11 protein-coding genes and 1 pseudogene are annotated in these 19,470 nt (G+C 70.4%); 7 read left to right on the forward strand and 5 right to left on the reverse strand.

Going from position 1 to position 19,470, the window contains the following annotated elements; translation table 11 throughout:
- Window positions 1-125: 125 nt before the first annotated feature.
- Window positions 126-2,243: a beta-galactosidase gene (locus ACZ499_RS31890; RefSeq protein WP_468679671.1), complete on the forward strand. Its 2,118-nt coding sequence runs from the start codon at window positions 126-128 to the stop codon at window positions 2,241-2,243.
- Between the two features lie 342 nt (window positions 2,244-2,585).
- Window positions 2,586-3,188: a DUF4986 domain-containing protein gene (locus ACZ499_RS31895; RefSeq protein ID WP_468679672.1), complete on the forward strand. Its 603-nt coding sequence runs from the start codon at window positions 2,586-2,588 to the stop codon at window positions 3,186-3,188.
- A gap of 287 nt (window positions 3,189-3,475) precedes the next feature.
- Here the strand turns inward: ACZ499_RS31895 and ACZ499_RS31900 are convergent, their stop codons facing one another.
- Entirely contained in the window at window positions 3,476-6,394 is a 2,919-nt protein-coding gene (locus ACZ499_RS31900; RefSeq protein ID WP_468679673.1) for a glycoside hydrolase family 48 protein, read from the reverse strand.
- Window positions 6,395-6,889: 495 nt separating this feature from the next.
- On the opposite strand from ACZ499_RS31900, the gene ACZ499_RS31905 reads away from it, so the two are divergent.
- Together ACZ499_RS31905 and ACZ499_RS31910 are read left to right on the forward strand one after the other, a co-directional pair.
- Window positions 6,890-7,108, forward strand: coding sequence for a hypothetical protein (locus ACZ499_RS31905; RefSeq protein WP_468679674.1), 219 nt, complete (start codon window positions 6,890-6,892; stop codon window positions 7,106-7,108).
- Between the two features lie 247 nt (window positions 7,109-7,355).
- Window positions 7,356-9,830: a glycoside hydrolase family 9 protein gene (locus ACZ499_RS31910; RefSeq protein ID WP_468679675.1), complete on the forward strand. Its 2,475-nt coding sequence runs from the start codon at window positions 7,356-7,358 to the stop codon at window positions 9,828-9,830.
- 132 nt (window positions 9,831-9,962) lie between these two features.
- On the opposite strand, the gene ACZ499_RS31915 is transcribed toward ACZ499_RS31910, so the two are convergent.
- The 4 genes from ACZ499_RS31915 to ACZ499_RS31930 are packed head-to-tail and all read right to left on the reverse strand — an operon-like array spanning window position 9,963 to window position 15,350.
- The gene (locus ACZ499_RS31915; protein WP_468679676.1) at window positions 9,963-12,350 is read right to left on the reverse strand and encodes a beta-xylosidase/alpha-l-arabinosidase; all 2,388 of its coding nucleotides are present in this window, start codon (window positions 12,348-12,350) and stop codon (window positions 9,963-9,965) included.
- Complete coding sequence (locus ACZ499_RS31920; RefSeq protein WP_329394767.1) at window positions 12,347-13,165, reverse strand: carbohydrate ABC transporter permease; 819 nt, start codon at window positions 13,163-13,165, stop codon at window positions 12,347-12,349. The genes ACZ499_RS31915 and ACZ499_RS31920 overlap by 4 nt, the downstream gene beginning before the upstream one ends.
- Window positions 13,165-14,061, reverse strand: a complete 897-nt coding sequence (locus tag ACZ499_RS31925; protein ID WP_468679677.1) for a carbohydrate ABC transporter permease — start codon at window positions 14,059-14,061, stop codon at window positions 13,165-13,167. The genes ACZ499_RS31920 and ACZ499_RS31925 overlap by 1 nt, the downstream gene beginning before the upstream one ends.
- Complete coding sequence (locus tag ACZ499_RS31930) at window positions 14,058-15,350, reverse strand: ABC transporter substrate-binding protein (protein ID WP_468679678.1); 1,293 nt, start codon at window positions 15,348-15,350, stop codon at window positions 14,058-14,060. Before ACZ499_RS31930 ends, ACZ499_RS31925 begins: the two co-directional genes overlap by 4 nt.
- 179 nt (window positions 15,351-15,529) lie before the next feature.
- Between ACZ499_RS31930 and ACZ499_RS31935 the strand changes: the two genes are divergently transcribed.
- The 3 genes and pseudogenes from ACZ499_RS31935 to ACZ499_RS31945 form a co-directional block, all read left to right on the forward strand.
- Window positions 15,530-16,567: a LacI family DNA-binding transcriptional regulator gene (locus tag ACZ499_RS31935; protein ID WP_468679679.1), complete on the forward strand. Its 1,038-nt coding sequence runs from the start codon at window positions 15,530-15,532 to the stop codon at window positions 16,565-16,567.
- A 120-nt stretch (window positions 16,568-16,687) separates the two neighbouring features.
- Complete coding sequence (locus ACZ499_RS31940; RefSeq protein WP_468679680.1) at window positions 16,688-18,109, forward strand: glycoside hydrolase family 10 protein; 1,422 nt, start codon at window positions 16,688-16,690, stop codon at window positions 18,107-18,109.
- Between the two features lie 330 nt (window positions 18,110-18,439).
- Window positions 18,440-19,465, forward strand: a pseudogene (locus tag ACZ499_RS31945) (glycoside hydrolase family 10 protein); the annotation flags it as partial.
- Window positions 19,466-19,470: the final 5 nt, after the last annotated feature.

A 19,470-nucleotide genomic window follows, 5' to 3' on the forward strand; every position in this document is an offset into this window, starting at 1 on the left:
AATCGTTCACTCCTCACCCCCCCCCCCCCCCCCCCTTTCCCCCCCCCCCCCCCCCCCCCCCCCCCCCCCCCCCCCCCCCCCCCCCCCCCCCCCCCCCCGGGGCCCTCACATATCGAGGTTCACCCATGTTCCCGCTGCCCCCTCGCGTCCTGTTCGGTGCCGCCTACTACCACGAGTACCAGCCGTACGAGCGGCTCAAAGAAGACCTCGACCTGATGACGGAGGCGAAGTTCACCGTCATCCGGGTCGGCGAGTCGGTCTGGTCCACCTGGGAGCCGGACAACGGCCGGTTCGAACTGGACTGGCTGACCCCCGTGCTCGACGCCGCCCACGAGCGTGGCATCGCGGTCGTCCTCGGCACGCCCACCTACGCCGTGCCACCCTGGCTGGCCCGGCAGTACCCGGAGATCGTCACCGAGCAGGCGACCGGCCGACCCATGGGCTGGGGCGCCCGCCAGGAGGCCGACTTCTCCCACCCCGCCTTCCGCTTCCACGCCGAACGCGTCACCCGGGCGATCCTCGCCCGTCACGCCGGACACCCGGCCGTCATCGGCTTCCAGGTGGACAACGAGCCCGGCCTTCGCCTGCCGCACAACCGCGGCGTCTTCCAGCGCTTCGTCGACCACCTGCGGCAGACGTACGGAGACGTGGAGACCCTCAACCGGAAGTGGGGGCTCGTGTACTGGTCGCACCAGCTCTCCACCTGGGCCGACCTGTGGCAGCCCGACGGCAACCAGCAGCCGCAGTACGACGTCGCCTGGCGGGCGTTCCAGGCGCGCCAGACCACCGAGTTCGTCGCCTGGCAGGCGGGCATCGCGCGCGAGTACGCACGCCCCGACCAGTTCGTCACCACCTGCCTCGCCTACAACCACCCCGCGTTGGAGGACGACGAGCTGACCGACGCTCTGGACGTCACCGCGGGCAACCCGTACTACGACATGCAGGACGCCCTCGCGCTGCCCGACCCCACGCCCGACGACCACGAACAGCAGTGGAAGACCACGGGCGTGTGGGCGCTGTACCAGAGCGCCGACCGGATCTTCTCCTCCCGCCAGGAGCCGTTCCTCGTCACCGAGACCAATGCCCAGGCCATCAGCGGCACTTCGGAGAACCGGCCCGCCTACGACGGCCAGTGGCGGCAGGCCGCCTGGGCCCTCGTCTCGCGTGGTGCGCGGATGATCGAGTACTGGCACTGGCACACGCTGCACTTCGGCACCGAGACGTACTGGGGCGGCATCCTGCCGCACAGCGGCAGGCCCGGCCGGATCCATGGCGAACTCGCCCGCCTCGGAGCTGAGTTCGAGACGGCCGGGTCGCTGGTCGCCGGTATCGAACCGGACGCCGACATCGCGATGGTCTACTCGATGCCCAGCAAGTGGCTGATGCAGAAGTACCCGCCGCTGGCGAAGGCGGACGGCAGCCCCGACCCGGCGTCCTACCACCGCATCTTCGACCCCTTCTACCGCGGCGCCTTCGAGGCCGGCCGCCAGGTGCGGATCCTCCACGCCCGCCAGCTGCACGACGCCCGGGGCGAGCGCGAGGGGGTGGCGCCCGACCTGGCTGCCAGGCGCCACCCCGTGCTGGTCGTCCCCGCGCTGTACCTCGCCGAGGACTCGCTGCTCGACTGGTTCGCGGCCTACGCCGAGGCCGGCGGCCACCTCGTGCTCGGCCCCCGCACCGGCTACGCCGACCACGAGGCCCGGGCACGCCACGAGACCGCCCCACCGCGCCTCACGGCCGCCGCGGGCGCGTGGTACGACGAGTTCAGCAACCTGTCCTCGGACCTCCCTCTCCATACCGCCCCCGACAGCCCGCTGAAGCTCCCGGACGGCGCGACCGCGACCCGCTGGGTGGAGGGCCTCACCGCCACCGACGCCACCGTGCTCGCCAGGTACGACCACCCGCACTTCGGCCGCTGGCCGACGGTCACCACCCGGGCCCACGGCGCCGGCCGGGTGACCTGCGTCGGCACCGTCCCCGGACGCGGCCTGGCCCGCGCACTGGCCGGCTGGCTCGCCGCCGTTCCGGTGAGCGGCTGGACCGACCTGCCCGTCTCCGTCACCGCGACCACCGGAACGTCCCCGGACGGGCGCCGGGTCCACGTGGTCCACAACTGGAGCCGGCAGCCCGCCGAGGCCCAGGCTCCGGTGGATCTGACCGACGTGCTGGACGGCACCCCGATGACCGCCGGCGGGCGGGTCTCCCTGGGTGCCCGGGACGTACGGGTCTTCGTCGCACGTTGAGAGAAAGGGAGGGGCGGCGGGCCCGCCCGGCCCACCGCCCTCGTTCTCGTATCCGCGAGCGCCCCCTGGACCTCGGTGCCGTGGTACGACCCTGCACAAGCTCTTCGCCGACCTGCTGGACTCCCACCGCCACACCGGTTCGGACCTGGCGCTGACCACCATCCGACGGCTGGCCGACTGGTGGGACCAGATGGCGGCGGAGAGCACGAAGGGACGCCGCAGGTCCGCATCAACGACGCACCGCCCGTGGATGCCCCCGGTCACGACGCGCCGCGAGGCAGGCGGACACGCCTGACATACGTGCGTCTGGAGCGGCAGTGGCGCGAAGGGGACACGATCACCGTGCGCCTTCACCCGCGCATCAGCGCCGCGCTGCTCCCCGACGGCTCGCCGTGGGTGTCGTTCCGCTTGGGACCCAGCGTCCTCGCGGCCGAGGGCGACCGGGGCGACCTGGTCGGGCTCTTCGCCGGCGACTCCAGGATGGGACATGTTGCCGGCGGCCCGCCGCGCCCCCTGGAGCACCTGCCCGTCGTGCTCACCCCGAGCACCTCCGATCCGGCGGCCGGCGTGCGCCGACTCGCCCCGGACCGGCCGGCGTTCACCCTGGAGCACGTGGAGGCGCGACCAGGTGAGTCCGTCACCCTCGTACCGTTCGCCGACATCCACGACTCCCGCTGCCACCTCTGCTTCCCCCTGGCGGAAGCGGAGCGGCTCCACGAGCGGCGGGCGGAGCTGCACGCGGCCGGCGAAGCGGCACTCGCGCTGCACGAACGAACCGTTGACGCCGTGGCCGCCGGCGAGCAACAGCCTCAAAGCGACCACCGGTTCACATCTCCAAGGCACTCCGCTGGACGCAAACCGTCGTGCCGGGACCGCCGAGATTCGGTTCGAAGCGGTTGGCACTGCACCACCATCCGGCTGCGCGAAGTACGCCTGGTGCGCTGACGTGACCGCCGATCGTGGGCGGCACGGGTGTGGCCATCACAGCCCTCGCTCACCTCGTACGGTCACTGACCCCCTTGGAATTGATCACCTAGGACAATGCGCTGCTCACGGTCGTCGAGGAAGGGGATGCCGACCGCCCGAACGACATGCCGGTGCACGACTCCCACGACAGCCATCGGGTGAAGCGTTGAGGGAGGACCGGGCGGCCCCTGTACGGATGGGTGCCGCCCGGCCCGGTGACCTCGTCGCCCTACGACGGGGTCGCGCACGCGGAGTGCTGGGCGGGGCTACTCAAGCAGCTCCGCGTACGAGCCCATGGCCATGGCGATGTCCGCCTGGGCCCAGAACCGGTGATACGTGAAGGAGGGCGCCGCCCCGCCCGCCAGATACGCCTCGATCTTCGACCAGGCCGGGTCGTTCTTGTAGAAGGACCGCAGCGAGGCGAAGGTGGACGAGGAGTTGATCGCGTCGCCGTTCGGCATCTTGCCGCTCCAGCCGCTCGGCACGTACACCGTGTCGCCGAACCGGCTGTAGTCGGTTCGGGTTTCGGGGACGGCGATGCCCAGGCTGTCCTGGAAGTTGTTCCACATGCCGTCCAGCAGTGCCTTCGCCGTCGTCTTCGCCGCCGTGTCACCGGACTTGGCGGCGTAGTACGTAAGCGTCTTGGCGAACGCGGCCGCCACGCCGACGTCGTTGGTGTAGTCGGCGACGGTGACGTGAAGTCCGCCGTTGGCGCCGGGCGTTGAGGCATTCCAGGTGTCGGGCTGGCCCGACCACTGGAGTGTGGAGGGGATCCGGTACGTGCCGTCCGGGTTGATCGTGGTCTTGGACAGTGCCCACTTGACCCACTTGTCGAGGACCGCCTTGGCACTGGCGTCCCCGGTCTGCTGGTAGTACTCGGCGACCCGTTCCATCGACCATGCCTGGAAGCCGAACCACTGGTTGGACGGCGGGTCGTGATAGACGGGCTGCTCGTCGTAGTACATGCCGTAGAACGTCGACTTCCCGGCCGGCGGTGCCGCGTAACGGCCGGCCCAGCTGTTGGTCGCACCGCCCGCGATGGCGCCCTCGTCCGACTGCAGCCAGCGGTAGAACTCCAGCTGCCGGGTCAGTGAGGTGCTCCAATCCGCCGCCCCTGTCGCCGACTTGGGCTTCAGGTCGGCGTTGGAGCTGAGGGCGTACGCGGCCAGCGGGTTCTGGTATCCGCCGTGCGCGTGGCTGGAGCCGATGCGCCAGGCCCAGCCGCCACTGGTGTCGGTGGAGCCGCCCCAGGCGTAGTACCAGGACAGCAGGTACTGCGAGGCATCTTTTCCGGTCCCGGCAGGGCAGGTGGACGGCCCGACGCAGTTGCCGATCTTCTTGAAGTACTTGTCGTACATGGCGTAGCGCAGGTAGTCGCCCATCTTCGCGGCCTTGCCGACGGTCGCGGTGACGTCGCCGCCCTTGCCCTGCGCCTTGGCCCACACGTCCGCCCAGTACGCGGCCTGCACCGCACGCGCGTCGGCGTCCGGGGCGTCCGTGTACTTCCACTGCTTGGCGTAGGAGTTGTCGCCGGTGAACAGGTCCAGGTACCCGTTCGTACCGCCGTACTTGAAGGCGTCACAGGTCGGCTGAGGCACCGTCTCCCACACCGACTCCTGCGGGCCGCGCTGGAAGGTGTTGATGTACGACGGCCCGGTCCGCGTCGGCCCGCCCTCGCAGGTGCCGCCGGGCGTGTCGCCGTAGCCGTAGACGTTGTCGACGTCCTGGAGCCAGTGCATGCCGTAGATGTCGTCCGTGCCGTACGCGGACTTCAGCTCGCCCGCGATCGGGTCCGATCCCACCGGCACCGACGTGTCCAGCTTCGCCGGGTACTCGTTCGGGGTGTCCTCCTCGGGTGCGTACGTCGCCGGCTTCGAGGCGTTGTAGAAGGAGTTGGTGGGCTGGTCCGCGTGCGTGGGGATCATGTACTTCTCCATGAGGGCCCACGCGCCGTTGAATTTCGACCAGTCACCGGTGACCTTGCCGTACATCGCCTGCAGCCAGATGAGGTAGCTGTAGGCCTCCGACGTGGTCTCGTGACCCTGGTCCGGGGCCTCGACGATCAGCGTCTCGACCGAGTGGTAGGGGATGCCCTCGGGTGAGAAATAGCCGTTCGCCGGGTTGGTGATCTTCCCGTAGAGATCCAGGAAGCGGGCGTCGTACGTCTTGGACGCGGGCAGCTCCGTCACCGTGACCGTCGCCTTGCTGTGACCGGCCGCCGAGGCGGTGAAGGTCGCGCCGCCCGTGCCGGAGGAGTCCGCCGCGATGGTCACCGTCTGCGCGGTGCTCCAGTTCGACGGGGTGAAGGTCAGCGACGAGCCACTGGAAACGGACAGGCCCGCGTTGCCGCCCGTGCGAGCTGTGCTCACCGTCACGTTCGCGCTCGGCTGCTTCGACAACTTCACCGAGAACGTGCCCGACTTGCCTTGCTGAACGGCGAGTTGGGTGGGCGAGGCCACGACCGCAGGTCCCGAGGCGACCATGATGCCGACGGGGGTCGATTCCGCGGAGGCATTCAGGCTGTCGTACGCCTTCGCCAGCAGGGAATGGCTGCCCACGGCCAGGTTGGAGGCCGAGAACGTGTAGGGAGAGCTCGTGTCCGTGCCCAGCAGGGTCGTGTCGTCGTAGAACTCCACCTTGCTGATCGTCGCGTTGTCGGCCGCCGCCGCGGTCGCCGCGAGCGGGACCGCGTCCCCCTGCGTGTAGACCGCGCCCGCACTCGGGCTGGTGAGCACGGTGACGGGCGGCTGGTGTGCGCCGGCACAGGTGGTGCCGTTGACCGCGAAGCTGCTGGGCGCGGTGTTGGTGCCGCTGTAGGTGAACTGCGCACCGGTGGAGACGGCGGCGCCCGCGGCGATCTTCGCGTTGTATCCGGCGTCCTTCACGGTGACCGTCTGGCCGGCCTGGGACCAGGTGCCGTTCCAGCCGTTCGTGAGCTTCTGGTTCCCACCGTAGGCGTACGTCAGGGTCCAGCCGTCGATGGTGTCGGTGCCGCGGTTGGTGATGGTGAGGTCGGCGGTGAAGCCGGAACCCCAGTCGTTCGTCTTGTAGTCGACGCTGCACCGGACGGCCGCCGCGTGCGCGGCGGTGGTGCTGGTGGCGAGCATGGTCAGGGGCAAGGCGAGCGCGGCCAGGGCGGCGGTCCACCACCGCCGTACGGCTCTGCGCCTGTGTCCGGGATCCATGTACTGGTTCCTCCTTGCGGCTTGCGGCTCTGGAGAATTCAGGTCTTGAACCCAGTGGGAGCGCTCCCATATTGGGGACGGCCTCGCGTGCGGTCAAGGTGCTTGAAGCGTCGAAAGCGTTCGCGGGTTCAATTGAGGCGAAGTCAAGCCGCACCCCTGGGCATTTCCGCCATCGGGCGCTACGTTCCTTCGCACCAGTGGGAGCGGTTCCCTTCAGTCGACGCGCCGGTCACGGCGCGCCAAGCTGCAAGGAGTCGCTCATGCGACACCCCTCGCCCCGTGTTCACTACTCTTAGCCGCCCGGTGCGTCCGTGCTCGTCGGCGGTTTGACCCGGCCGTGGTGACGACCGACGGAGTCACCCGTCCTGCACGGTGGAGCGCTCGGTCACCGGCCGGTTGGACACCGGCTCCCAGAGCTCCCCGCACCGGCGACGTTCGAGCTCAACGGGGCGGCCTGCAACGTCGATACGCGACGCCGGTGCGAAGACCGTCCTCATGGCCGACGGGCTCACGTACTCCGGCGACCTCAGCCAGGAGCTGACGTGCCGGGCCATCGACCCCGTTCGGCCGGCGGCGCGGGAAATCAGCGCGAGCGCACGCTCGCACGGTTCCGTCGACCAGGTGGCGATCCGGGCCGACGACCGCCACCAGCTCATTCCCAGGCTGGACCTGACGTCCTGGACAGCACCTCGGTCCCCGCCGACAGGTCGGTGAGCCTCGGCGCCTGGCACGTGCGGGTCCTCCCCCCCAAGGCCTCAAGGGCCACGGGGCCCCCGCGAGATCGCCCACCCCGGCCCAGCCGTGGCAGAGTCAGGCAGTTGACCGCACCCTTCACCGACGTGGATCAACTGCCTTTCCGTGCCCAGGTCTTGACGTGTACTGCGCAAGGCTGGCTTGATGAATTGGGAGCGCTCCCATACCTCATCCCCCCCTGAGCCCCCACCCCAGGAAGGCCCCACCAGTGCCCCCTGTCACCTCCGCCCGCGGCGTGCTACGTCATGCGGTCGCCGCGGTCGCCGGCTTCGTCCTGGCCACCGCCGGCCTGACCGCCACCGCGTTTCCGGCGCACTCCGCCGGCTCGGCCACCGTCACGGCCGCCGACGTCCCCGTCCGGGTCAACCAGCTCGGCTACCTGCCCGACGGCCCCAAGCGGGCCACCGTGGTCAGCTCCGCGACCGGTCCGCTCCCCTGGCTGCTGCGCGACTCCTCCGGCACGGTGGTCGCCTCGGGCACCACCACCGTGCGCGGCGCCGACCAGGCGTCCGGCCAGTCCACGCACCTGGTGGACTTCGGCGCGTACACCGCTACCGGCACCGGCTTCACCTTGGTCGTCGGCGGCCAGGCCAGCCACCCGTTCGACATCTCCGCGTCGCTGTACGACGGGCTGCGCGCCGACAGCATGTCGTTCTTCTACCAGCAGCGCAGCGGCATCGCGATCGACGCGGCCCTCGCGGGCGCCGCCTACGCCCGCCCCGCCGGGCACCTGGGCGTCGCCCCGAACAAGGGAGATACCAGCGTCCCCTGCCAGGCCGGGGTGTGCGACTACCGGCTGGACGCGCGCGGCGGCTGGTACGACGCAGGCGACCAGGGCAAGTACGTGGTCAACGGTGGCATATCCGTCTGGGAGATCGTCAATTCCTTTGAACGGTCCCGGCGTTCGGGCGGTGACGCGGCCCTCGGCGACTCGACGCTGCGGGTGCCGGAGCGCGGCAACGGGATACCGGACGTGCTGGACGAGGCCCGCTGGGAGCTGGAGTTCCTGCTGCGGATGCAGGTGCCGGCGGGCAGACCGATGGCCGGAATGGCCTTCCACAAGCTGCACGACGCCGAGTGGACCGCGCTGCCGACCCGCCCCGAACTCGACGACAAGCAACGCGAGGTGCACCGCCCGTCCACCGCGGCCACGCTCAACCTGGCGGCCACGGCCGCGCAGTGCGCCCGGGTGTACGCGCCGTACGACGCGGCCTTCTCCGCGCGCTGCCTCGACTCCGCCCGCCGCGCATGGGCGGCCGCCAAGGCCAACCCGGACGTGCTCGCCCCGGCGGCCGACAACACCGGCGGCGGCGCGTACGAGGACGCCGACGTCTCGGACGAGTTCTACTGGGCGGCGGCCGAACTCCTTGCCACCACCGGCGAGTCGCAGTACCGGGACGCCGTGACCACCTCCCCGCTTCACACCAAGCCCGCCGACGGGTTCTGGTGGGGCGGCACCGCGACGCTCGGCCGCGTCACCCTCGCCACCGTCCCCGGCGTCGACCTGCCCGCCGACGACCTGACCCGGGTGCGCGGCCTGCTGACCTCGGCCGCCGACGGCTATCTCTCCACCATGGCCGGCCAGGGCTACGCGGTGCCGATCCCCGCCACCGGCTACGTCTGGGGCTCCAACAGCTCCGTCGCCAACAACGCGATGATCCTGGCCGTCGCCTACGAGCTGACCGGCCTGCAACGGTACCGTGCCGGAGCGCTGGAATCGATGGACTACCTGCTCGGCCGCAACGCCCTCGACCTCTCCTACGTCACCGGCTACGGCGAGCGCTCCTCCGAGAACCAGCACCATCGCTTCTGGGCGCACCAGAACGACGCCTCGCTGCCGCATCCGCCGACCGGCTCCTTCGCGGGCGGTCCGAACGCGGGTCTGGAGGACCCGGTGGCCAAGGCCAAGCTTCCGGGCTGCGCGCCGGCGGCGTGCTACGTGGACGACATCGGCTCGTACTCCACCAACGAGGTGGCGATCAACTGGAACGCCTCGCTGGCATGGCTGGCGGCCTTCGCGGCGGAGCGGCGCGGGACCCCGGCGGTGCCCGAGGTGCGGGTGACACCGGCGGCGGTGACCGTCCCGGAGGGCGGCTCGGCGACAGTGGGGGTGCGGCTCGCGGCCGCGCCGGCGCAGAGCGTCACCGTGACTGTGGCCCGGAGCTCCGGCGACCAGGATCTGGCCGCGACGACGGGTATGACGCTGGTGTTCACACCAGCCAACTGGGCAACTGCGCAACAGGTTTCGGTGTCCGCCGCGCAGGACACCGACGCGGTGTCGGACAGCGCGACGTTCACGGTCGGCGGGCCGGGGGTGCGGTCGGCGACCTTCACGGCGACGGAGGTGGACGACGACGCGGCGCCGCCGGCGTCCTGCGCGGTGACGTACCGGCTCGACAGTTCCTGGGGCAACGGGTTCACGGCGACAGTGACCGTGAAGAACACCGGGGCGTCGGCGATCTCGGGCTGGACGCTGGGGTGGAGCTTCGCGGGCGATCAGCGGATCAGCAGCGCCTGGAACGCCACGGTGCGTCAGTCGGGCGCCGCGGTGACGGCCCGCGACGCCGGGTGGAACGCCGCGCTGGCGCCCGGTGACAGCAGGAGTCTCGGGTTCCAGGCAACGTACTCGGGTACGAACACGGCACCGACGCGGTACACCCTGAACGGCGTGCTCTGCTCCTGAGCGACGGACGACCACACCGGGCAGGGCCGCCGCCCCGGCATCACCGCTCCGGGCATCGACATCCCTTGCCGGGTGGGGCTGTTGCCTCAGAGCAACAGCCCCACCCGGCCCGCCTTCCTCAACTCATCGGTGTCACACCGGGTTTGGCCGAGGCAGAACCTGCGCGGTGACGGTCGGGTGGAGGCGCCGGGTGTGGTCAAGCGGGCGGACCGGCCCAGTCAGGCGCAGCGGTACGGTGAAGCGGGCATCGGTGCTGGAGGCGGCGATCCGCACTTCCAGCGCGCCCGGTTCGACGATCCGGTGGCCCCCGCGGCCGGTGAAGGAGGCCAGGTCGGCGGGGAGTGCCAGTTCCACGCGGCACCCGGCGCCCGCGGCCAGCTCGATCCGCCGGTAGCCGATCAGCCGCTGCACCGGCTGCACCACGCTCGCCACCGGGTCGTGCAGGTACAGCTGTACGACCTCACTGCCCGCCCGGCCGCCGACGTTGCGCAGGTCGAAGGCGAGCCGGAACTCGCCGTCGGTGCCGGTCTCGTCGGTCTCCACCGCCAGAGCCGACCAGGTGAACTCGCTGTAGCCGAGCCCGTGTCCGAATCCGTAGGCGGGCGTCGGGTCGGTGCTGGAGACACCGCTCACCTGGGCGAGCCGCGCGGCAAGGTACGTCGACGGCTGGACACCGGGGTGCGCGGGGATGCTGACCGGCAGCCGCCCGGACGGGTTGACCCGTCCGCTCAGCACGCCCGCCACAGCCTGTGTGCCCGCCTCGCCGGGGAAGAAGCACTGGACGATCGCCGCAGCCTCGCTCACCGCGCGCCCCAGCGCGTACGGCCGCCCGGCCAGTAGGGTGACCACGAGCGGGGTGCCGCAGTCCAGCAACGCGTCCAGAAGCCTGCCCTGGACGCCGGGAAGTTCGAGCGATTCGGCATCGCAGCCCTCGCCGCTGGTGCCTCGGCCGAACAAGCCTGCCCGGTCACCGAGGGCCAGCACCACCACGTCGGCCTGCCGAGCGGCACGGACCGCTTCCGCGATGCCGTCGGCATCCTCGCCGTCGACGGCCACCCCGCGCACCGTCCGCACCTCGCTCCCGGCGAACTCGGCCCGCAACGCCTCGCTCAGAGTGGGGAGTTCGATGCCGGACGGCACCTTCGGGTGCTGGCCGCCCACGTGCACCGGGAAGGCATAGCAGCCGAGCACGGCGGTGGGTTCGTCGGCGTTGGGGCCGATCAACGCGATCCGGGCGGGGTCGCGCAGCGGCAGCAGGCCGTCGTTGCGCAGCAGCACCACGGCCTGTTCGGCGAGTTCGGCGGCGAGGGCTCGGTTGGCGGCCCGGTCGAGGTCGACCGTGCCGCGCAGCGCCTCCGGTTCGCTCGGGTCGGGGTCGATGAGGACGCCGGGCACGGGGTCCCAGTCCGGGTCCAGCAAACCGAGTTGGGCCTTCTGGACGAGCACCCGGCGCAGCGCCCGGTCGATCAGCCGCTCCGGGACGAGCCCGGTGGCGACGGCGTCGAGCAGGGGCTGCCCATAGGTCTTCACGGTCGGCAGTTCGGTGTCGACGCCGCTGGTGAGGGCCAGGGCGGCGGCCTGCGGCCAGTCCTCGGCGACGCCGTGCAGGGTTTTGAGGAAGGCGATGCCGAAGTAGTCGGCGACCACCGTTCCGGTGAAGTCCCAGGTGTCCCGGAGCAGGCCGGTGAGCAGGGTCTCGTCGGCGGCGCCGGGGATACCGTCCGTATCGGTGTAAGCGTGCATGACCGAGCGGGGGCGGCCTTCGCGGACGGCCATCTCGAACGGCGGCAGGATGACGTCGGCGCGTTCGCGCGGGCCCATGGAGACGGGGGCGAGGTTGCGTCCGGCGCGGGAGGCGGAGTACCCGGCGAAGTGCTTGAGGGTGGCGACGATCCCTGCCGACTCCAGGCCCTGGACGTAGGCCGTGGCGATGGTGCCGACCAGGTACGGGTCCTCCCCGATGGTCTCCTCGACCCGTCCCCAGCGGGCGTCGCGCACCACGTCGAGGACCGGCGCGAGGCCCTGGTGCACGCCGACGGCGCGCAGGTCGCGGCCGATCGCGGCGGCCATCCGCCGCACCAGTGCCGGGTTGAAGGCGGCGCCCCAGGAAAGGGGCACGGGGTAGGCGGTGGCGCCCCAGGCGGCGAAGCCGGCCAGGCACTCCTCGTGGGCCAGGGCGGGGATGCCGAAGCGGTTGGCGGCGATGATCCGGCGTTGGGTGCGCATCAGCGAGAGGGCGCCGAGCGCCGGGTCGACCGGTGCGGTGCCGAAGGGACGGGTCAACTGGCCGAGCCCGTATGGCAGCAGGGTGTCGAGGTCGGGCGGGTCCTCCATCTCGTGCTGGTGCGGGGCGACTTCACCGCCCTCGTCGCTGGCACCGACCCAGACGCCGATCAGCTGGGCGGTCTTCTCCCGCAGGGTCATGGCCGCGATCAGGGCGTCGGCCCGGGCCTCCGGGGTGAGCGTGGCGTCCCGCCAGGCGGGAACGCCGTCCGGGGCGGGGGGCGGGGTGGCGCTCATTTTCCTCCCACTCCCGTCAGGCCCTGGACGAGGGCGCGGCGGGCGAACAGGTAGACGACGAGGATGGGCAGCATGGACAGCACCACGGCGCTGAGCAGTCCGGGTACGTCGACGCCGTGTTCGGTCTGGAACTCGTACAGGCCGAGGGTGATGACCTTGGTGGAGTCGGACTGGGTGAGGATGAGCGGGAACAGGAAGCCGTTCCACGCCTGGAGGGCGGCGAAGACCACGATGGAGGACAGGCCTCCCTTGGACAGCGGCAGCACCAGTTGCCGGAAGACCCGGCCCGGGGAGGCGCCGTCCATCGCCATCGCCTCGTACAGCTCGGGGCTGATGTCACGCATAGCGCCGGTGAGGACCAGGGTGCAGACCGGGAGGCAGAAGGCGGCGGTCGGCAGGATGACACCGATCAGGTGGTCGTACAGCCCGGCCTTGCTGATCAGGTAGAACATCGGCACGATCACCGCCTGGGCGGGAATCGCCAGGCCGAGGAGGAACAGCCGGAACACCCAGCCGGTGGCGCGGCCCCGGGCCCGTACGATGGCGTACGCGAGCGGCGGGACGACCAGCAGGACGAGGGCGACCACGCTGGCGGTGACGGTCAGGGTGTTGAGGAAGTCCCGGCCGAAGCCGTTGGACAGATCGGTGAGGTAGTTCCGCAGGGTCCACTGTGCGGGCAGGCTGAGCGGGCCCTTGGTGGAGTAGTCGGCGCGGGTGCGCAGGGTGGCGAGCAGCAGCACGTACAGCGGCAGGCCGACCAGCAGCAGCCAGATCAACGAGCCGAATCCGGCGAGGTAGTTGGGGCGTCCGCGCATCACAGGCCCTCCGCCGTGCCGCGCATGCGGTCGTAGCCGGAGAACTTGACCACGGCCAGGGAGATCAGTGTGGCGACGACCACCAGGACCAGGGCGATGGCCGATGCGGCACCGAAGTCGTAGCTCTTGAAGGCCTTTTGGTACATGTAGAAGGCGCTGACGGTGGTGTCGGTGCCGGGGCCGCCCTGGGTGAGGATCAGCACCGTGTCGAAGGTGGTGAGTCCGCCGACCACCATCAGCACCATCGAGGTGATGACGGTGTTGCGCAGTTGCGGCAGGGTGATGTGGAAGAACTGCCGGACGGTGCCCGCCCCGTCGACCGCGGCGGCCTGGTAGAGCACCTGGGGGATGGCCCGGGCACCGCCCTGGTAGATCAGTGCGTGCAGCGGGGTGAACTGCCACATCCCCACGAAGGTGAGCACCGCGAGCGCGCCGCTGCGGCTGCCGAGCAGGTTGCCGTCGCCGAACAGCCAGGTCAGTTGGGAGGGCACGCCGAAGTTGGGGTCCAGGACTGCCCGCCACACCACGGACACGGCGGTCGCCGACAGGAGCAGCGGTACGAAGTAGACGGCCGAGAGCACGGCCCGGTTGCGCTGGTGTCCGGCGGCCCACACGCCGAGCAGGAGGCTGACCGGCGTCTGGGTGAGCACGCCGAGGGCGGTGAGCAGCAACGTGGTCCAGACCGACTGGCTCATCACCGGGTCGTGGATCAGCGCCACCCAGTTGTCCAGGCCGTTGAAGTGCGGCTCGCTGATGCCGTCCCAGCTGGTGAAGGAGAGCACGGCGACCAGGACCAGCGGCACGATCGCGAACAGCAGGAAGAACACCGCGGCGGGCGCCGCCCAGACGAAGCCCGGGCGGGCCACGCCCGTGCCGGACTTCGGGGACCGCGTCATGAGGTGGGCAAGGCCTGCATGGCCTTGATGAAGGCGTCGGCATCGCGCTTGCCGTCGAAGTACTGCTGGATTGCGGTGTGCATCGGGGTGGCCGCGCTCGGCGGGTACGCCTGGTCCCAGGAGAGCTGGAACGAGGGTGCGGCCTTGACCAGTTCGTACTGGTACTTGGAGTACGCGGGGCTGGCCGCGGTGTCGAGGAAGTCGACGGTGTTGACGGTGGTGGGCAGATTGCCCACGGCGAGCTGCGCCTTGACGAACTGTTCGGAGTACATCAGCTTCAGGAAGGCGGCAGCGGCCTCCGGGTGCTTGGTCTTCTTCAGCACCGAGTAGAAGTTGTTGGTGTTGCCGACCACGTCGGCCGGGTCGCCCTTGCCACCGTTCAGCGTGGGGAAGCCGGTGTACCCGAGGCCCGACTTGGCGAAGTCCGGGTTGGCGTCCTGCTGGGTGGAGTAGTACCAGGAGCCCATCAGTTCGAAGGCCGCCCTGCCCTTGGCCACCAGGGCAGGGGAGCCGCCGTCGGTGAACTTGACGGAGTCGTAGTTCCTGCCGAACGCGCCGGAGTCGGCCAGTTCCTTGAGGGTGGCCAGTGCCTTGCGGCTGTCCTCGCTCGCCCAGGCGGCCCGGTCGCCGCTCACCGCCCGCTGCAGCAGGCCGGGCCCGGCGATCCGGTCGTACAGGTACTCGAACCACATCAGGGTGGGCCACTGGTCGCCGCCGCCGAGCGCGATCGGCGTTTTGCCCTTGGCCTTGAGCGCCTTGGTGGCGGCGACCAGCTCGTCCCAGGTCCGCGGCGGGGTCAGACCGGCGTCCGCGAGCACCTTCTTGTTGTGGAACAGCAGCACCGGCTGGGTACCGCGCATCGGCACTCCGTACGGTTTGCCGTCCACGACGGCCGAGTTGAACACCGACGGCAGGAAGTTGCTCTTCAGTCCCGGGTCCTTGGCGATGAAGCCGTCCAGCGGGAGCAGCAGGCCGGCCTTGACGAAGGGCTGGATGGAGCCGCCGCCCCAGTTGAAGAAGACATCCGGGGCATGTGGGGTGCTGATGACGGTCTGCAGTTTCTGCTGGTAGTCCGCGCCGGGCACGGTGTCGAGCACCACCTTGACCTTGGAGGTCTTGTTGAAGGTCTCGGCGATCTGCTTCTCGACCTTGTTGGTGGCGTCGCCGTAGACCATCACGTGGATCGTCCCGGAGCCCGCATCGGAGGAGCCGCCACCCGATCCGCACGCCGCGGTCATGCCCAGGACGAGTGCGGTGGCCGCGACGCTCGCGGCGAATCTCGATCCCATACCCTGCCTTCATTCGAATGTTTCGGATACTTTGGCGAATGTTGTGGGAAAACTAGGACCACCCTCGACGCCCGTCAAGAGTTCGGGCGGGATCCGATCCGCCCGGCCGACCGGCTAGCATCCGTGCCGACGGCCACCCACAGCGCAGTTCGCCCAGCAGGGCAGTGCAGGAGGAGTTCGTGACCAGAGCCGCGACGCTCGCCGAGATCGCACGGGAGGCGGGGGTCTCGGCCCCGACTGTTTCGAAAGTCCTCAACGGCCGAGCCGACGTCGCCCAGGCCACCCGGGAGCGGGTCGAGGAGCTGCTGCGCCGACACGGCTACCGGCGGCGGCGCGGCACCCAGAGCAGCCCGCTGCTGGAACTGGTCTTCCACGAGCTGGAGAGCGTCTGGGCGATGGAGGTGATCCGCGGCGTCGAGAACGTGGCGCGCGACGAGGGGCTGAGCATCGTCCTTTCGGAGTCCTCCGGGCGGCTGACCCCCGGCCAGTCCTGGGTGGACGGAGTGCTCGCCCGTCGCCCCGCCGGCGTACTCCTGGTCCTGTCCGGCCTGGACCGCTCCCAGCAGGAACAACTGGCCGGCCGCGACATCCCGTTCGTGGTGATAGACCCGGCCGGCGACCCCGGCCAGGGGGTGCCCGCCGTCGGCACCACCAACTGGGACGGCGGTCTGGCCGCCACCCGGCACCTGCTCGACCTCGGCCACCGCCGGATCGGCCTGATCGGCGGGCCGAGCCGGATGATGTGCAGCCGGGCCCGGGCCGACGGCTACCGGGCGGCCCTCGACATGGCAGGCATCGCATACGACCCGGAGCTGGTCCGCGAAGGCGACTTCCACCACGAGGCCGGCCGCCGGGTGGGGCTGGAACTGCTGGGCCTGCCCGACCGGCCGACCGCCGTGTTCGCGGGAAACGACCTACAGGCCCTCGGGCTCTACGAGGCCGCCCGTGAGCTGGGGTTGCGCATCCCCGCGGATCTCAGCGTGGTCGGCTTCGACGACCTGCCGCTGGCCCGCTGGGTCGGCCCTCCGCTCACCACCGTCCGCCAGCCGCTGACCGAGATGGCCGAGGTCGCCACCCGCATGGTGATCGACCTCGCCCGAGGCACCCGGCCCGGCACCCTGCGGGTGGACCTGGCCACCAGCCTGGTCGAGCGGAGCAGCACCGCACCGCCACAGACACCGTCCCGAACGGTTGACGGAGCATCAACCCGCCTCTAGGGTCACCGACTGAATCGGCGGAGAGACCGAAACTTTCGACTACTCGGTCTCTCCGCACGGTCCGCGTTCCACGCCCCACCGCACGTCCGTCTCTTCCCTCACAGAGAAAGGACCACGCCGGTGTCAGTCCGGACGCTCCGCCTCCCCCGCCCCAGGCATGCCCGGCGCGCCTTCGGCGCCGCAGCCGTCACCGCAGTCACAGCCCTGGCCGCCGCCACCCTGCTGCCCACCGGCCGGGCCGGCGCCGCGGACACCAGCTTGCGCTCGCTCGCCGAGGCGAAGGGCATCTACTTCGGTACCGCCATCACCCAGGGCGACCTCAACAACTCCGCCCTCACCGCCGTCGCAGGCAGCCAGTTCGGCATGCTCACCCCCGGCAACGAGATGAAGTGGGACACCACCGAGCCCTCGCGGGGCAGCTTCAACTTCGCCCCCGCCGACAGGCTCGTCTCCTTCGCCCAGGCCCACTCGATGAAGCTGCGCGGCCACACCCTGGTCTGGCACAGCCAGCTCCCGTCCTGGGTGAGCAGCCTGCCCACCGCACAGGTGAAGGCCGCGATGGAGAACCACATCACCAACGAGGTCACCCACTACAAGGGCAAGCTCTACGCCTGGGACGTGGTCAACGAGCCGTTCAACGAGGACGGCAGCTTCCGCACCGACGCCTTCTACAACGCCATGGGCAGCGGCTTCGTCGCCGACGCGCTGCGCACCGCGCGCGCCGCCGACCCGGACGCCAAGCTGTATCTGAACGACTACAACATCGAGGGCCAGAACGCGAAGAGCGACGCCATGTACAACCTGGTGAAATCGCTCAAGAGCCAGGGCGTCCCGCTGGACGGCGTCGGCTTCCAGGCCCACTTCATCCTCGGCCAGGTCCCCTCGACCTTCAAGGCCAACCTCCAGCGGTTCACCGCGCTCGGCGTCAACGTCGCGATCACCGAGCTCGACGACCGTATCCAGCTCCCGGCGAACACCGCCAGTCTCGCCCAGCAGGCGAACGACTACGCCGGCGTGGTCAACACCTGTCTGGCCGTCACCGGCTGCGTGGGCATCACCCAGTGGGGCGTCGGCGACGCGGACTCCTGGATCCCCGGCACCTTCCCCGGCTACGGCGCCGCCACCCTGTACGACGCCAACTACCGGCCGAAGCCCGCCTACACCGCATCCGCCACCGCCCTCGGCGGCACCACCAGCCCCTCCCCCACGCCGACCACCCCGGGCGCCTCCTGCAAGGTGACCAGCTCGGTCAACGCCTGGAACACCGGCCTGACGGAGGACATCACCCTCACCAACACCGGCTCGACCACGATCAACGGCTGGTCCCTGGCCTTCGCCCTGCCCGCCGGCCAGACCGTGACCAGCAGCTGGAACGCCTCCCTCACCCCGGCCACCGGCCGGATCGCCGCCGGAAACCTCAGCTACAACGGCACGCTGCCCCCCGGCGCCTCCACCTCCTTCGGTTTCCAGGCCACCCACACCGGCAACACCTCCCTCCCCACCCTGTTCAGCCTCAACGGCGCTCCTTGTAACACCGCCTGACGGCCCCTCCCCTCGTGGCCCGCACGCCGCCCCGGGGCCACGGGCCACGGCGAGATGGTCCGCTCAAGCAATGACCACGCTGACGGTCGACCCCTGCCATATGCAGTACGTGTACCAGGGCGCTCACCGGATTCCGGCGGCGACTACTCCCAACTCCCCTACCACATCGGTCTGCTCACGCAGGCGAACCCGAACTGCTGGGGAGCGCGGCCGTGATGTCACGGACCGACAGGCAGGTGGACCGGCGATCCGTGCCGGCCGGGGCCACCGGTCTGGCCGTCGGCGGCGTGCCCCACCCCTCCCGAGCCGCCCAACAACTTACGGAGAACCATGAAGCACCCGCACCGACCCAGCTCACGCCGCGCCTGCCTGCTGGGCTTACTGGCCGCCGCCACCCTGGCGTCGATCGGCACGGCGACCGCGACTCCCCCTGCCGCCCGGGCGACCACCCTGGGCGCCCAAGCCACCCAGTCCGGACGGTACTTCGGGACCGCCGTGGCTGCCTACAAGCTCAACGACAGGACGTACACGACGATCCTGGACCGCGAGTTCAACAGGGTCACGCCGGAGAACGAGATGAAGTGGGACGCCACGGAACCGTCCCGGGGATCGTTCAACTTCGGCCCCTCCGACCAGATCGTCAGCCATGCCCTGGCGCACGGACAGAAGGTCCGTGGCCACACCCTCGTATGGCACTCCCAACTGCCCGGCTGGGTCGGCTCCCTCACCGACGCCACCACCCTGCGCGGCGTGATGAACAACCACATCGCCGCGGAGATGACCCACTTCAAAGGCAAGATCCATTCCTGGGACGTGGTGAACGAGGCCTTCGCGGACGGCGGCAGCGGACAGCATCGTTCCTCCGTCTTCCAGAACGTCCTCGGCGACGGCTTCATCGAAACGGCCTTCCGGACGGCCCGCACGGCCGACCCGTCGGCCAAGCTCTGTTACAACGACTACAGCATCGAGGACTGGAGCAGCGCCAAGACCCAGGGCGTCTACCGCATGGTCCGCGACTTCAAGGCGCGGGGCGTGCCCATCGACTGCGTCGGCCTCCAGGCCCACTTCGGCACCGGCGGCCCGCCCGCGAGTCTCGGCACCACGCTGGCGAACTTCGCCGCGCTCGGCGTCGACGTACAGATCACCGAACTCGACATCGCCCAGGCACCGCCGACCGCATACGCGAACACGGTGAGGGCCTGCATGAACGTCGCACGCTGCACCGGCATCACCGTATGGGGAATCCGGGACACGGACTCCTGGCGCAGCGGCGAGAAGCCGCTGCTCTTCGACGGCGGCGGCAACAAGAAGTCGGCGTACTACGCGGCCCTCACCACGCTCGGCGGCACTCCCGCTCGGCA

The organism is Streptomyces sp. NPDC031265 (assembly GCF_055570295.1).